Here is a 15,648-nt window from a genome sequence, read left to right on the forward strand (position 1 = left end):
GCCGGGGCGTCCCTCGTTCCGTGCGAGCTACTTGACGTCGTAGCGGTCCAGCATCATGACCTTGTCCCAGGCGGCGACGAAGTCACGGACGAACTTCTCCTCCGACCCGTTCTCGGCGTAGATCTCCGCGAGGGCGCGCAGCTCGGAGTTCGAGCTGAACACGAGGTCGTTGCGGGTGCCGGTCCAGTGGATCTCACCGTCGGTGCCGCGGGCCTCGTAGAGCCCCTCCTCCTCGGCGACCTTCGCCCAGGTGGTGTTCATGTCGAGCAGGTTGGTGAAGAAGTCGTTCGTGAGCTGCCCGACCCGCTCGGTGAGCACCCCGTGCGACGCACCGGCGGTGTTCGCGCCCAGCACCCGCAGACCGCCGACGAGCACGGTCATCTCGGGGGCCGAGAGGTTGAGCAGGTTCGCGCGGTCCACCAGCAGGTACTCGGCGGGGAGCTGGTGGCCCTTGCCGAGGTAGTTGCGGAACCCGTCGGCGTTCGGCTCGAGGTGAGTGAACGAGTCGACGTCGGTCCACTCCAGGGAGGCGTCGGTGCGGCCCGGGGTGAACGGGACCGACACGTCGAACCCGGCGTCGCGCGCCGCCTTCTCCACCGCGGCGCAGCCGCCGAGGACGATGAGGTCGGCGAGCGAGACCTGCGTGCCGGAGGCGTTGAACGACGACTGGACGCCCTCGAGGGCCGACAGCGTGCGGCGCAGCTCCTGCGGGTCGTTGACCTCCCAGTCGATCTGCGGGTCGAGACGCACGCGCGCACCGTTGGCGCCGCCACGCTTGTCGCCGATCCGGAACGTCGACGCCGACGCCCAGGCCGCCTTGACGAGCTGGGAGACGGTCAGGTCGGTGTCGAGGATCTGCTTCTTCAGCTCCGCGATCTCGGTGGAGCCGACGAGCGGGCCCTCGTGCGCGGGCACCGGGTCCTGCCAGATCAGCGTCTCGTCCGGCACCCAGGGGCCGACGTAGCGCTGGATCGGACCCATGTCGCGGTGGGTCAGCTTGAACCAGGCACGCGCGAACGCGTCGGCGAACGCGTCGGGGTTCTCGTGGAACCGCTTCGAGATCTCACCGTAGATCGGGTCGACCTTCAGCGAGAGATCGGTGACGAGCATCGTGGGCTGGCGGGTGAGCTCGCCGGTCTCCGGGTCGGGCACGGTGTTCGCGCCGCCGCCGTCGACCGGGCGGTACTGCCACGCGCCGGCCGGCGACTTGTGGAGCTCCCACTCGTAGCCGAACAGGTTGTCGAAGTACCCGTTGCTCCACTGCACCGGCGTGGAGGTCCAGGTGACCTCCAGGCCGGAGGTGATCGTGTCGCGGCCCTTGCCCTTGCCGAAGCTCTGCTTCCAGCCCAGGCCGCCCTCCTCGATGGAGGCGCCCTCGGGCTCGGGGCCGACGTACTGCTCGGGGTCGGCCGCGCCGTGGGTCTTGCCGAAGGTGTGGCCACCGGCGATGAGGGCGACGGTCTCCTCGTCGTTCATCGCCATCCGGCCGAAGGTCTCGCGGATGTCGCGCGCCGCGGCCAGCGGGTCGGGGTTGCCGTCCGGGCCCTCCGGGTTGACGTAGATCAGGCCCATCTGCGAGGCCCCGAGGGGCTTCTCGAGCTGGCGGTCGCCGGTGTAGCGCTGGTCGCCGCCGAGCCAGTAGTTCTCCGGGCCCCAGTAGGTCTCGTTGTCGGGCTCGAAGACGTCCGGGCGACCGCCGGCGAAGCCGAAGGTCGGCAGGCCCATCGTGTCCAGGGACCGGTTGCCCGCGAGGATCAGGAGGTCGGCCCAGGAGACCTTCTTGCCCCACTTCTGCTTGACCGGCCAGAGCAGACGGCGGGCCTTGTCCAGGTTGCCGTTGTCCGGCCAGCTGTTCAGCGGGGCGAAGCGCTGCATCCCCATGCCGGCGCCGCCGCGGCCGTCGGCCAGGCGGTAGGTGCCGGCCGAGTGCCAGGCCAGACGGATCATGAAGCCGCCGTAGTGGCCGAAGTCGGCAGGCCACCAGTCCTGGCTCGTCGTCAGGACCTCGTCGACGTCGGCCGCGAGCGCGTCGAGGTCGACGGTCGCGAACTCCTCCGCGTAGTCGAAGTCGGGGTCCATCGGGTTGGAGACGGACGTGTGCGAGCGCAGGACGCGGAGGTTGAGCTGGTTCGGCCACCAGTCGACGTTGCCGCCGCCCTCGGTCGGGTGCGAGAGACGACCGGCGTGGACGGGGCAGCCCCCGGCGTCCTCCGTGTTCATCTCGGTCTCGCGGGTCACGTGTTCTGACACGAGGAAGTCCTCCGGGTCACTGGGTGGTCAGCGGTGGTCGGTGCGGTGCTCGAGGTGGTGGGACGGGCCGTCGCGGTCGCCCCGGGCGGGGGTGCGGTCGGCGCGGACACGGGCCGCAGTGTCGCGCCTATTCTGGAACGAATCAAGAATCGGGGCGCGATGAGCATCATCTGCGTGGTCAGGTCTGGCCGCCGTGCGGCCCCTCGGTCACAGTGACGGGGTCGGCGTGCGCGCCGGCCCGTCCGTGATCGTTTGCGCCATGATCGTCGCCCGTGCCCCGGAGGCAGCATGACCAAGCTCGTGTACTCGTTCGGCGAGGGCAACAAGGACCAGAAGGACCTGCTCGGAGGGAAGGGCGCGAACCTCGCCGAGATGACGAACCTCGGTCTGCCGGTGCCGCCCGGGTTCACCATCACCACCGAGGCCTGCCGGGCCTACCTCGTCGACGGCCACGAGCCCGCCGGCCTCGCCGACGAGGTCACCGAGCACCTCGTCGCGCTCGAGAAGACGATGGGCAAGCAGCTCGGCCAGGCCGACGACCCGCTGCTGGTGTCGGTCCGCTCCGGCGCCAAGTTCTCGATGCCCGGGATGATGGAGACCGTCCTCAACGTCGGCCTCAACGACGCGTCGGTCGAGGGCCTCTCCGCCCAGTCCGGCGACGCGCGCTTCGCCTGGGACTCCTACCGCCGCCTCGTGCAGATGTTCGGCGCGACGGTGCTGGACATCGAGGGCGAGCACTTCGCCGAGGCGCTCGAGCAGGCCAAGAAGGCCAAGGGCACCACGAACGACCTCGACCTCGACGCCGACGACCTGCGCGCGCTCGTCGACGCGTTCAAGGGCCTCACCCGCGAGCACGCCGGCCGGGACTTCCCGCAGGATCCGCGCGAGCAGCTCGACCTCGCCGTCCGCGCCGTCTTCGACTCCTGGAACTCCCCCCGCGCCAACGTCTACCGCCGCCAGGAGCGCATCCCCGCCGACCTCGGCACCGCAGTCAGCGTGTGCTCGATGGTGTTCGGCAACCTCGGGATGGACTCCGGCACCGGCGTGGCCTTCACCCGCGACCCCGCGTCCGGCGCGCGCGGCGTGTACGGCGACTACCTCCAGAACGCGCAGGGCGAGGACGTCGTCGCGGGCATCCGCAACACCCTGGCGCTCACCGAGCTGGAGCGGATCGACAAGGCGTCGTACGACCAGCTCATGGAGATCATGACGACGCTGGAGAACCACTACCGCGACCTGTGCGACATCGAGTTCACGATCGAGCGCGGGAAGCTCTGGATGCTCCAGACCCGGGTCGGCAAGCGCACCGCCGCGGCGGCGTTCACCGTCGCCTGCCAGCTCGTCGACGAGGGCCTCATCGGCATGGACGAGGCCCTCGACCGTGTCAGCGGCGCGCAGCTGGCGAACCTGATGTTCCCCCGCTTCGACCGCGACGCGACCAAGGAGCTGCTGACCACCGGCATGAACGCCTCGCCGGGCGCCGCGGGCGGGGCCGCCGTGTTCGACTCCGCCACGGCGGTCCGGCGGGCGAAGGCCGGCGAGAAGGTCATCCTGGTCCGTCGCGAGACGACCCCCGACGACCTCGACGGCATGATCGCCGCCCAGGGCGTGCTCACCAGCCGGGGCGGGCGGACGTCGCATGCGGCCGTCGTCGCGCGCGGCATGGGCAAGACCGCGGTGTGCGGCGCCGAGGAGCTCGAGGTCGACGTCCACGCGAAGAAGATCACGCTGCCGGACGGGCGCGAGGTCGTCGAGGGCGACGTGCTCTCGATCGACGGCACGAACGGCGAGGTCTACCTCGGCGAGGTGCCCGTCGTCGCGAGCCCCGTCATGGCCTACTTCGAGGGGTCCACGGGGCTCGCCGAGAACGACGACCTCGTCGCGGCCGTCGACCGGATCATGCGCCACGCCGACTCCCTGCGGCGCCTGCGCGTGCGCGTCAACGCCGACACCGGGGAGGACTGCGCCACCGCCCGGACCTTCGGCGCCGAGGGCGTCGGGCTCTGCCGCACCGAGCACATGTTCCTGGGCGAGCGCCGGGAGCTGGTGGAGACGCTCGTGCTCGCCGAGACCCGCGACCAGCGCGAGGAGGCCCTCGCGGCCCTGCTGCCGCTGCAGATCGAGGACTTCACCGCGATCTACCGGGCGATGGAGGGCCTGCCGGTGACCATCCGGCTGCTCGACCCGCCGCTGCACGAGTTCCTGCCCGACCTCACCGAGCTGTCCGTCGAGGTCGCCCTCGACCGCGAGCGCGGCGAGCTCACCACCGAGAAGGAGGAGCTGCTCGCGTCGGTGCGCCGGCTCCACGAGCAGAACCCCATGCTCGGGCTGCGCGGTGTGCGGCTCGGGATCGCGGTGCCGGGGCTGTTCGCCATGCAGGTCCGCGCGATCACCCGTGCCGCGGCCGCGCTCGCCGCCGACGGCGTCGAGGTGCTGCCCGAGATCATGGTGCCGCTGGTCGGGACCGTGCAGGAGCTGCAGGCCGTCGCCGCCGAGATCGCCGAGGTGGTGGCCGAGCCGGAGTCCCACGTCGACGGGGCGCCGGTCCCCCACCAGGTGGGGACGATGATCGAGCTGCCGCGCGCCGCGCTCGTGGCGGCGCAGATCGCCGAGGTCGCCGAGTTCTTCTCCTTCGGCACCAACGACCTCACCCAGACCACCTGGGGCTTCTCCCGCGACGACGTCGAGAGCTCGTTCTTCTCCGACTACCTCGAGTCGGGCATCTTCGGGGTCTCCCCGTTCGAGTCGCTCGACGTCGAGGGCGTCGGCGAGCTCGTCGAGATCGCGTCATGGCGCGGCCGCGAGGTGCGTCCCGGCCTCAAGCTCGGCATCTGCGGCGAGCACGGCGGCGACCCGGACTCGGTGCACTTCTTCCACCGGGCGGGGCTGGACTACGTGTCCTGCTCCCCGTTCCGCATTCCCGTGGCCCGTCTCGAGGGCGGGCGGGCCGTGGTGGCGGACGCCACGGGCTGACCGTCGCGGTACCATCGGTACCTGCTATATAGGGTCGGGCGCATGGACGACCCCCCGGAGCGCGGGACCGTGCACCGCGACTTCCGGCCGGCGACGAAGGCGCTCGTCGGCGCCCTCGTGGTGCTCTCGAACGTCGTCGGCGCGGCGATCGTGCTCGCGGTGGCCGGGTGGCTCCTCCCGACCCAGAACCTGGTGCCCGACCTCGAGACCACCCTCGACCGCAACCTCTGGGCGTTCGGCTTCTACCTCGCGTTCGCCGTCGTCGTCGGCCTCATCTGGGGCTTCCTGTGGGTGCACGTGCCCCCGCAGCCGGACCCGGACGCCGGCGACGACGCCTGGCGGGCGCACGGCCGGCAGGCGCGCAGCGCGGTGCTCGCGGCGCCGCTGCGCATCACCGTCGTCCAGGCCGTCCCGTGGATCGTCGCCGTGCCGCTCTTCGCGACGATCAACGCGTTGTCCTCGCTGACCGTCGCCCTCACCGTGGCGTGCGTCGTCGCCCTCGGCGGCGTCGCGACGGTCGCCGTCGCCTACCGCCTCAGCGAGCTCGCCCTGCGCGGCGAGGTGGCGCGGGTGCTCGCCGAGGACCCGCCCGACCGGCTCGGCCTCGTGCCCGGCGTGGTGGCCCGATCGCTGAGCGCCTGGACGCTCGGGACCGGTGTCCCGCTGCTCGGCATCGCCCTCGCCGCCGCGGCGTCGCTGGTGTTCCGGGACTACTACACGGTGACGCGGCTCGGGATCGTCGTGCTGGTGCTGGCCGCGGTCGCGCTGGCGGTCGGGTTCCTGCTCGCGGCGCTGACGTCGACGTCGATCGCCGGGCCCGTCATGGACGTCCGGCGGGCGCTGCGGCGGGTGCAGGACGGTGAGCTCGAGACCCTGGTGCAGATCTCGGACGCCTCGGAGCTGGGGATGCTGCAGGCCGGGTTCAACGAGATGGCGACGGGGCTGCGCGAGCGCGACCGCATCCGCGAGCTGTTCGGTCGCCAGGTCGGCGAAGGGGTCGCGCGCACCGCGCTCGCGGGCGAGATCGAGCTCGGCGGCGAGGTGCGCGAGGTCGCGGTGATGTTCGTCGACCTCGTCGGGTCCACCGAGATGGCGTTCGAGCACCCGCCCCACGAGGTCGTCGCGGTGCTCAACGCCTTCTTCGCCGAGGTGGTCGACGTCGTCGAGAGCCACCGTGGGTGGATCAACAAGTTCGAGGGCGATGCGGCGCTGGCGGTGTTCGGGGCGCCCGACGACCTGGAGGACGCGGCCGGGTGCGCGCTCGCGGCCGCCCGGGCCCTCGCCGAGCGCCTCGACGCGCGCGACGCCCCCGCGACCGCGGGCATCGCCGTCTCCGCGGGCCCGACGCTGGCGGGCAACATCGGCGACGCCCGCCGCTACGAGTACACCGTGATCGGCGACCCGGTGAACGAGGCCGCGCGCCTGTGCGACGTCGCGAAGGGCCTGCGGGGTCTCGTCGCCGCCTCCGACGCGGCGATCGGCCGGGCCGGCGCGGGCGAGGCCGGCCGGTGGACCGAGGTCGACGTCCTGCGGCTGCGCGGCCGCAAGCGGGCCACCCGCGTGCACGCACCGAGCGACCGGGCCGCCGACGACTAACGCAGCGGGTGCCGCGGGATCGAGCGCAGGTTGGACCGGGCGAGGTCGACCATCTTCCCGACTCCGCCGGCGAGCACGGTCCGCATGCCGGCGAGGGCGAAGCCGCGCACCTGCTCCGCGGTGACGTGCGGGGGGATCGACAGGGCGTTCGGGTCGGTGCGCACGTCGACCAGCGACGGGCCGCGGTGGTCGAGGGCCGCGCGCAGGGCACCGCGCAGCTCGTGCGGGTCGGTGACCGTGACGGCGTGCAGCCCGGCCGCCGCGGCGATCGCCCCGAGGTCCGCGGGCCCGTGGTCGGTCTGGAACGACGGGAAGCCGGCGACCATCATCTCCAGGCGGATCATGCCGAGCGCGCCGTTGTTGAACGCGACGACGGTGAGGTCGAGGTCCTGCTCGACGGTGGTGAGCAGCTCGCCCATCAGCATCGTCAGCCCACCGTCGCCGGACATGGAGACGACCTGGCGGCCGGGCTGGGAGATCGCCGCGCCGATCGCGTGCGGCAGCGCGTTGGCCATCGTCCCGTGCCGGAAGGAGCCGAGGATCCGCCGGCGGCCGGTGGGCGTGATGTAGCGGGCGGCCCAGACGTTGCACATGCCGGTGTCGACGGTGACGACGGCGTCGCCGGTCAGCTCCTCGTCGAGCACCGAGGCGACGTACTCGGGGTGCACCGGCCGGTGGTCCTCGACGCGCTGCGTGTAGGCGTCGACGACGTGCTCGAGCGCGTCGGCGTGGTGGCGCAGCATCCGGTCGAGGAACGTGCGGTCGGTCTTCTCGTCGAGCAGCGGCAGCAGCGCGCGCAGCGTGGCGCCGACGTCGCCCTCGACGCCGAGGTCGAGCACCGTGCGCCGTCCGAGGTGCCGCGCGTCGCGGTCGACCTGCACGGTGTGCGCCTGCGGCAGGAACCCGTCGTAGGGGAAGTCGGTGCCGAGCAGCACGAGCAGGTCGGCCTCGTGGCTGGCCTCGAAGCAGGCGCCGTAGCCCAGGAGCCCGCTCATCCCCACGTCGTAGGGGTTGTCGTACTGGATCCACTCCTTACCGCCGAGGGAGTGACCCACCGGCGCCTTGACCTTCTCGGCGAGCGCGAGGACCTCGTCGCGGGCCTCCCGCATTCCGGCGCCGACGAACAGCGTCACCGACGACGCGCGGTTCACCCGCTCCGCCAGGGCCTCGACACGGTCGGCAGCCGGCGTCACGACCGCGGACGGCGCCACGAGGTCGCCCTGGCCGGTGGGGTGCGCCGCCGCCTCGGCGGTGATGTCGCCGGGGATCACCAGCACCGAGACCCCGCGGTCGGCCAGCGCGGTCTGCATCGCGATGCGCTGCAGGCGCGGCAGCTGCTGCGGGCGGGAGACCAGCTCGACCCACGAGGAGCACTCGGCGAACAACGAGGTCGGGTGGGTCTCCTGGAAGTAGGTCGTGCCGATCTGGACCGACGGGATGTGCGAGGCGATCGCGAGCACCGGGGCGCCGGAGCGGTGGGCGTCGTAGAGGCCCTGGATCATGTGCGTGTTGCCGGGCCCGCAGCTCCCCGCGCAGACGGCGAGCGTGCCGGTGAGCTGGGCCTCCGCGGCCGCGGCGAGCGCCCCGGCCTCCTCGTTGTGCACGTGGATCCAGTCGATCCCGCCCTCGGCCGCGCCGCCCGAGCGCCGCACGGCGTCGACGATCGGGTTGAGGCTGTCGCCGACGAGCCCGTAGATCCTCCGGACTCCCGACTGGATCAGGACCTCGATGAGCTGGTCGGCGACGGTGTGAGCCATGGCCCGATCTTCCACCCGCCCGGCGCGGCGGCGCACGGGTAGCTCTCACCCGACCGTGACCGACGGGTGGGACGGCGGGCGTGCTTCGCTGTCCGACGTGACGGACCGGGACGTGGGGCCGGCCGGGCCGCGCCGATCGGGGCCGCTCGGCGTCGTCACGCTGGTCGTCCTCGCCGTGGCGGCGGTGTTCCTCGCCGTGGCGGCGCTGACCGCGCTCGTCCCCGGGTCGTCGCTGCTCGGCGCGCAGGGCTCGCCGGTGGTGGTGGTCGTGTGGGGGCCGCCGCTGCTGCTCCTCGGCCTCGTCGTGACGGCCGGGGCGTGGCTGCTGCGCGGGACACGGCGGACGGTCCCGACCGCGGTCGTGGCCGCCGTCGCCACCGTCGCGACCCTGGCGCTCGCCGGGGCCGTCGGCGCCGTGGTGGCGGCGACGCTCGGCGGCGGCGGGAGCGTCGACCCCGTGCGTGCCGTCGCCCTGCCGGGCCCGCCCGCCGCCCAGCCCGACGCGCACCCGATCTACCTGACGACCCCCGAGGGCGAGGACCTGCACCTGTCGGTCCTGCGGCCGGGCACGACAGCCCTGGCGCCCGTCTTCGTCTGGGTGCACGGCGGCGGGTGGCGCACCGGCTCCGAGCTGGACCGGACCCCGGACCTCCGGCGTCTCGCCGACGAGGGCTGGCTCGTCGTCTCCGTGGAGTACACGCTCACCCGCCCGGGGCGCCCGACGTGGGACGTCGCGGGCCCCCAGGTCGCCTGCGCGCTCTCCCGCGTCGCCGAGCAGGCCGCGGAGCAGGGTGGCGACGCCCGCCGGCTCGTGATCGGCGGCGATTCGGCGGGCGGCCAGCTCGCCCTCTCGGTGGGCTACGGCGCGGCCGCCGGCACGCAGACCGCGGCGTGCGCGTCGCCGGTGCCGGTGCCGGTCCCGCGCGCGATCGCCACCCTCTATCCGGCGGTGAACCTCGGCGACACCTACCGGAACGGCCGGGGCGCGCAGGAGTTCGCCGTCGCCTACACCGGCGGCACCCCCGAGCAGGTGCCCGAGCGCTACCGGGCGGTCGCCGCCGCCGACGCCCTCGCGGCCGTCCCGGGCGCGGCCCCGCCGACCCTGGTGATCGTGCCGGCGCGCGACCGGCTCGTCCCGCCGTCCGGCGCCGACGGTTTCGTCGACGCCGCGCGGGACGCCGGGGTCCTCGTCGAGCGCGTCGACGTCCCGTTCGCCGACCACGCCTTCGACACGGGCCCGGACGGCTCGCTCGGGCACCAGGCCGCGTTCTCGGTGCTCGGGCGCTGGGCGGGCGACCAGGTCGGGTTGCCGCGGTGAGCTGAGGACCCCGTGGGTCGCCGCAGATCGGGTAGGCCCGGGACGTGGAGCGCTTCGACGGATGGATCGCCGGCCTCGGCACGGCGGCCGGGCTGCGTGTGGTGATCGGGCACTGGCCGACGTCGCCGCTCGGGGCGTTCACCGACGTCATGGTCGAGCGTCCCGACCGCCACCGGATCCTCCTGGCGCCCGACGAGCGGGTCGCGGAGTTCGTGGGAGCGACGTACACGTTCGACGAGACGCGCCTCGGGGCGGTGAGCCACGAGGAGTTCGGGGACTGTCACCGGGTCGTCACCGACGACCTGGAGGTGACGCTGCGGGTCGGCGGGCGCCCGGCGCTCGGGTGGCTGCTGCGCGCCGTGCCGTCGCGGCTGGCCGCGGCGCCGCGCTGGATCGCCGCCCTCGACGCGATCGCGCGCCGGGTGCTGCCCGGCGTCCGCACAGTTGGCACCGCCGGCGGCGGGCGCACCGAGTACTACGGCGCCCGCGACCTGCACCGCGTCCTCGACGCCGCCGTGACGTTCGAGGGCCGCGACCAGGGCGCGCTCGGCCCGGTGCGCCCGCCCGTGCACTTCGGCTTCGGCTCGACGCCCACGGCGCCGTCGCTCGTACGGATCACGACGCTGATCCGGCGTGACGATCAGCCGACGTGGTTAACCTCGGATCCATGACCGTCGCCGACACCCGGCCGCTGTTCGCTCTCGACGACTGGTTCGTCCGCGACCTCGGTGGCCTCTACCAGGCATGGCAGGCCGCGCCCTCGCCGTCGCCGGAGCTCGTCGCGCTCAACGAGGAGCTCGCCGGCCAGCTCGGGCTCGACGCCGAGGCGCTGCGCAGCCCCGAGGGCGTCGCCGTGCTCGCCGGCGCGGCCGTGCCCGCCGGCGCGACGCCGGTGGCGCAGGCCTACGCCGGCCACCAGTTCGGCAACTACTCCCCGCGCCTCGGTGACGGCCGGGCGCTGCTGCTCGGCGAGCTCACCGACACCACGGGGCGGCGACGCGACCTGCACCTCAAGGGCTCGGGCCGCACACCGTTCGCCCGCGGCGGGGACGGCCGGGCGCCGCTCGCGCCCATGCTGCGCGAGTACGTGATCGGCGAGGCCATGCACGCGCTGGGCGTCCCGACGACGCGAGCGCTCGCCGTCGTCACCACCGGCGAGACCGTGACCCGCGAGACGACGCAGCCCGGCGCGGTGCTGGCGCGGATCGCGTCGAGCCACCTGCGGGTGGGCTCGTTCCAGTACGCCGCGGCCACCGGCGACGCCGACCTCCTGCGCCGCCTCACCGACCACGCGATCACCCGCCACCACCCGGCGGCGGCGCAGGCCGAGCGCCCGGCGCTGGCGCTGCTCGAGGCCGTCGTCGAGGCCCAGGCGTCGCTGATCGCGCAGTGGATGGACGTCGGGTTCGTGCACGGCGTCATGAACACCGACAACATGACGATCTCCGGCGAGACCATCGACTACGGGCCCTGCGCCTTCATGGACGCCTACGACCCCGCCACGGTGTACAGCTCCATCGACCACGGCGGGCGCTACGCGTACGGACGCCAGCCCGCGGTCGCGCAGTGGAACCTGGCGCGGTTCGCCGAGAGCCTGCTGTCGCTGATCGACGACGACGCCGACACCGCGGTGCAGCTCGCCACGGACGCCGTCTCGGCGTTCGGTGAGCGCTACACGCAGCATCGGTCGGCCGGTCTGCACGCCAAGCTGGGGCTCACCGACGAGCACCCGGAGCTGGTCGAGGACCTGGTCACGCTGATGGCCGACCAGCACCCCGACCACACGCGGTTCTTCCGGGCGCTGTCGTCGGCCGCCCGCGGGGACGACGCCCCGGTGCGCGACCTCGTGATCGACCGGGAGGCCGTCGACGCGTGGCTGGAGCGCTGGCACGCCGCGCTGGCGGGCGACACGCGGCCCGCCGCGGAGATCGCCGACGCCATGGACCGCGTCAACCCGGTCTACATCCCCCGCAACCACCAGGTCGAGGCCGCGCTCACCGCGGCCGTCGACGGCGACCTCGCGCCGTTCCACCGGCTGGTCGCGGTGCTCGCCGACCCGTTCACCGAGCAGCCGGGCCAGGAGGCCTACGCGGCCCCCGACCCGGCCGGCTCCGCGGCGTACGTGACCTACTGCGGGACCTGAGCCGAGGGCGCCGCGCCGGCCGCGGCGCCCTCGGGGGCCCGGGTGAGGGTGGCGAGGTGGAGGGCGAGCGCCTCGGCCGTGAGCGGGCGCGCGGTCCAGCCGACGTAGCCGTCGGGGCGGACGAGCACCGCGTCGCCGCCCCGCACGCCGTACGTCGCCGCGAGGTCCCCGGCGCCGTCGAGCAGGTAGGGCTCGCCGGCGGCGTCCAGCGCAGGCCCGAGGTCCGGGCCGCCGACCACGTGCACGCGCACCGGCAGGGCGCTCGCGGCCGCGACCGCCCGCGCGGCGGCGACCTCCGCGAGCTGGTCGAGGTCGTCGACGTACGCGAGCAGCGCGAACTCCGTCGCGGCGAGCACGGCGTGCAGACGCAGCGGGTCGGTGACCGTGGGGCGGCGCAGGCCGCGGGCGTCGGGCGCCCGCTCGCCGGGGAGCACCCCGAGGGCGGCGCCCGCGGCCCCGACGATCGGGCTGACCGGGTAGCTCACCAGCAGCTGTGCCTCGCGCCGCATCATCGTCGCCGGATCGTCGGCGTCGAAGCCCTGCCGCGCCTGGCGCACCGTGCGCCCGACGACCTCCTCGCCCACCGGGTGGCGCTCGAGGTGGTAGCTCTCCAGCAGGGCGGGCTCCGCGACGCCGCCGACGACGAGCGCGAGCTTCCACGCGAGGTTGAGGGCGTCCTGGATGCCGGTGTTCATGCCCTGCCCGCCGGTGGGCGGGTGGATGTGCGCGGCGTCGCCCGCGATGAACACGCGCCCGACGCCGTAGCGGTCGGCGAGCCGGTGGCTGATGCGGAACACCGACGACCAGCGCAGGTCGGAGACGGTCGTCGGCTCCGGGGCGAGGCGGTCGACGACGGCCTGGAGATGGTGCAGCTCGGGGGCGTGGCCGGACTCCAGCCCGTGGACGACGTCGTCGGCGGGCGCGCCGCCGGCCGGGGCCGCCGCCGGGCGGGTGCTGAGCTCCGGCGGGGCGAGCATCGAGATGCGGTAGCGCCCGTGCTCCGGGAGCGGGATGGCGACGAGGATGTCGTCCGGCGCGCCGGGGACCTTCCGGGTGAGGCGGACGCCGTAGCCGGGCGGCAGCGACCAGTCGAGCACGACGTCGCCGAGCATGTACTCCTCGGCGAACGCGTCGCCCTCGAAGGCGAGCCCGAGTCCCTTGCGCACCACGCTGTGGGCGCCGTCGGCCCCGACGAGGTAGGACGCCCGCACGGTCTCCTCCCCCGCGGAGGTGCGGATCTGCGCCGTCACCCCGTCGGCGTCCTGGGAGAAGCCGACCAGCGAGGCCCCGCGCTCGACGACACCGCCGTGGCGGTGCAGCTCCTCGGCGAGGAGGCGCTCGGTCGTGTACTGGGGCAGGGACGTGAAGCCGTAGGGCACGTCCGGGGGCAGGTGGAGCTCCAGGCGCGCGACCTCGACGCCGTCGACGTGCACGATCTGCCCGCGCATCGTCTGGACCTCGTCGAGCGCCGCGGTCAGCATGCCGGTGCGCTCCCAGTGCTCCAGCGTCCGCGGCTGGAGCCCGACGGCCTTGGCGTAGTGCCGCGGCTGCTCGAGCGTGTCGATCACCCGGACCGCCACCCCGCGCCGCGCCAGCTCCACCGCCGCGGTCAGGCCGACGGGGCCGGCCCCCGCCACCAGGACGTCCTGCGCCTCGTCCGCCATGCCCACTCCGTTCGTCACCATCCGTCATCGACCGGGGCCACTCAGGCCGGTCGCACGTCGGCAACTGCTCTGTTCGTGGAACAGTGAGATCCACCCGTCACCTGGAGTACAACCGACACCCGTCCAGGCGTCAACGATCTCGGCGCGACGTCCACCCGGAATAGCCGCGCCGCCCGAGCGGTTCTGCGGAGTGCAAGTTGAACTGTCAACTAAAAGGAGCGCAGGGCCATGCAGTTCGGTGTCTTCTCGGTCAGCGACATCACCCCCGACCCGAGGACGGGCCTCGCCCCCACCGAGGCCGAGCGTCTCCAGGCCGTCCTGCGCATCGCGGAGAAGACCGAGGAGGTCGGCCTCGACGTCTTCGCCCTCGGCGAGCACCACAACCCGCCGTTCATGTCGTCCTCGCCCACGACGACGCTCGGCTACCTGGCCGGACGCACGGAGCGCCTGCAGCTCTCCACCGCGACGACGCTGATCACCACCAACGACCCGGTGAAGATCGCCGAGGACTACGCGATGCTGCAGCACGTCTCCGGCGGTCGCGTCGACCTCACGCTCGGGCGCGGCAACACCGGCCCCGTCTACCCCTGGTTCGGCCAGGACATCCGCCAGGGCATCCCGCTGGCGGTGGAGAACTACGCGCTGCTGCGCCGGCTGTGGGACTCCGACGTCGTCGACTGGGAGGGGACGTTCCGCACGCCGCTGCAGGGCTTCACCTCCACCCCGCGCCCCCTCGACGGCGTCGCGCCGTTCGTCTGGCACGGCTCGATCCGCAGCCCCGAGATCGCGGAGCAGGCTGCCTTCTACGGCGACGGCTTCTTCCACAACCACATCTTCTGGCCCGCCGACCACACCCGGCGCATGGTCGACTTCTACCGCCGCCGCTTCGAGCACCACGGCCACGGTGACGCCGACCGGGCGATCGTCGGGCTCGGCGGCCAGGTGTTCATGCGGAAGAACTCGCAGGACGCCGTCCGCGAGTTCCGGCCGTACTTCGACAACGCCCCGGTCTACGGGCACGGGCCGTCGCTCGAGGACTTCACCCGCGAGACGCCGCTGACCGTCGGCAGCCCGCAGGAGGTCATCGACCGGACGCTGGGCTTCCGCGAGTACGTCGGCGACTACCAACGCCAGCTGTTCCTCATCGACCACGCCGGCCTGCCGCTGAAGACCGTCCTCGAGCAGCTGGACCTCCTCGGCGAGGAGGTCGTGCCGGTGCTGCGTCGCGAGTTCGCGGCCCGCAGGCCCACGCACGTGCCCGACGCCCCCACCCACGAGTCGCTCGTGGCGGCTCGCCTCGCCCAGGAGGTGACGGTCTGATGACCACCCGCACCCTCGCGGTCGTGAGCGCCGGGCTCTCGTCGCCGTCGTCGACGCGCCTGCTGGCCGACCGGCTCGCGGGCGCGACGACCGCGGCCCTGCGCGACCGCGGGATCGAGGTCCGCGTCGAGGTCGTCGAGCTGCGCGAGCACGCCCGCGACCTCGCCGACCACCTCGTCACCGGCTTCCCGAACGCCGCCCTGCGCCCGGTGCTCGACACCGTGGCCGGCGCCGACGGCGTCATCGCCGTGACGCCGATCTTCTCGGCGTCCTACAGCGGTCTGTTCAAGACGTTCGTCGACGTCCTCGACCGGGAGGCCCTCGACGGCACCCCGGTACTGCTCGCGGCCACGGCGGGCACCGCGCGCCACCAGCTGGCGCTCGATCACGCGATGCGCCCGCTGTTCTCCTACCTGCACGCCGCCGTCGTGCCCACCGCGGTGTTCGCCGCGGCGGAGGACTGGGGCGCCGGCGGGATCGGCAGCGAGCTGGGCGCGCGCATCGAGCGGGCGGCCGGGGAGCTGGCCGACCTGGTGGCCGCCCGCGCGCCGGCCGGTCCCGTGGACCCCTTCGCCGACGTCCCCGACTTCACCGCCCTGCTGTCCCGTTGACCCCGATCCACCGGAG

10 protein-coding genes are annotated in these 15,648 nt (G+C 73.6%); 7 read left to right on the forward strand and 3 right to left on the reverse strand.

From position 1 onward, the window contains the following. Positions 1-27: 27 nt before the first annotated feature. Positions 28-2,220, reverse strand: coding sequence for a catalase/peroxidase HPI (gene katG, locus OG774_RS13950; protein WP_328310956.1), 2,193 nt, complete (start codon positions 2,218-2,220; stop codon positions 28-30). Positions 2,221-2,538: 318 nt separating this feature from the next. On the opposite strand from katG, the gene ppdK reads away from it, so the two are divergent. Next, the gene (gene ppdK / locus OG774_RS13955) at positions 2,539-5,223 is read left to right on the forward strand and encodes a pyruvate, phosphate dikinase (protein WP_328310356.1); all 2,685 of its coding nucleotides are present in this window, start codon (positions 2,539-2,541) and stop codon (positions 5,221-5,223) included. 42 nt (positions 5,224-5,265) lie between these two features. Further along, complete coding sequence (locus tag OG774_RS13960) at positions 5,266-6,819, forward strand: adenylate/guanylate cyclase domain-containing protein (protein WP_328310358.1); 1,554 nt, start codon at positions 5,266-5,268, stop codon at positions 6,817-6,819. Here the strand turns inward: OG774_RS13960 and OG774_RS13965 are convergent. Continuing rightward, the gene (locus OG774_RS13965) at positions 6,816-8,576 is read right to left on the reverse strand and encodes a pyruvate dehydrogenase (protein ID WP_328310360.1); all 1,761 of its coding nucleotides are present in this window, start codon (positions 8,574-8,576) and stop codon (positions 6,816-6,818) included. The genes OG774_RS13960 and OG774_RS13965 overlap by 4 nt on opposite strands. A 97-nt stretch (positions 8,577-8,673) precedes the next feature. Between OG774_RS13965 and OG774_RS13970 the strand changes: the two genes are divergently transcribed. Genes OG774_RS13970 through OG774_RS13980 form a run of 3 tightly spaced genes read left to right on the forward strand, consistent with a single transcriptional unit; the run spans position 8,674 to position 12,037 of the window. Further along, the gene (locus OG774_RS13970; protein ID WP_328310362.1) at positions 8,674-9,894 is read left to right on the forward strand and encodes an alpha/beta hydrolase; all 1,221 of its coding nucleotides are present in this window, start codon (positions 8,674-8,676) and stop codon (positions 9,892-9,894) included. A 44-nt stretch (positions 9,895-9,938) separates the two neighbouring features. After that, complete coding sequence (locus tag OG774_RS13975; protein WP_328310364.1) at positions 9,939-10,565, forward strand: hypothetical protein; 627 nt, start codon at positions 9,939-9,941, stop codon at positions 10,563-10,565. Next, complete coding sequence (locus tag OG774_RS13980; RefSeq protein WP_328310366.1) at positions 10,562-12,037, forward strand: protein adenylyltransferase SelO; 1,476 nt, start codon at positions 10,562-10,564, stop codon at positions 12,035-12,037. The genes OG774_RS13975 and OG774_RS13980 overlap by 4 nt, the downstream gene beginning before the upstream one ends. Here OG774_RS13980 and OG774_RS13985 read toward each other — a convergent pair. Next, entirely contained in the window at positions 12,022-13,701 is a 1,680-nt protein-coding gene (locus OG774_RS13985) for an FAD-dependent monooxygenase (RefSeq protein WP_328310368.1), read from the reverse strand. The two genes, OG774_RS13980 and OG774_RS13985, sit on opposite strands and share 16 nt — an antisense overlap. A gap of 228 nt (positions 13,702-13,929) precedes the next feature. Here OG774_RS13985 and OG774_RS13990 point away from each other — a divergent pair, with 228 nt between their 5' ends. Both OG774_RS13990 and OG774_RS13995 read left to right on the forward strand, forming a co-directional pair. After that, the gene (locus OG774_RS13990) at positions 13,930-15,021 is read left to right on the forward strand and encodes an LLM class flavin-dependent oxidoreductase (protein ID WP_328310370.1); all 1,092 of its coding nucleotides are present in this window, start codon (positions 13,930-13,932) and stop codon (positions 15,019-15,021) included. Further along, the gene (locus OG774_RS13995) at positions 15,021-15,632 is read left to right on the forward strand and encodes an FMN reductase (protein WP_328310372.1); all 612 of its coding nucleotides are present in this window, start codon (positions 15,021-15,023) and stop codon (positions 15,630-15,632) included. Before OG774_RS13990 ends, OG774_RS13995 begins: the two co-directional genes overlap by 1 nt. Positions 15,633-15,648: the final 16 nt, after the last annotated feature.

The organism is Actinomycetospora sp. NBC_00405 (genome assembly GCF_036044095.1).
GTDB classification, from domain to species: domain Bacteria; phylum Actinomycetota; class Actinomycetes; order Mycobacteriales; family Pseudonocardiaceae; genus Actinomycetospora; species Actinomycetospora callitridis.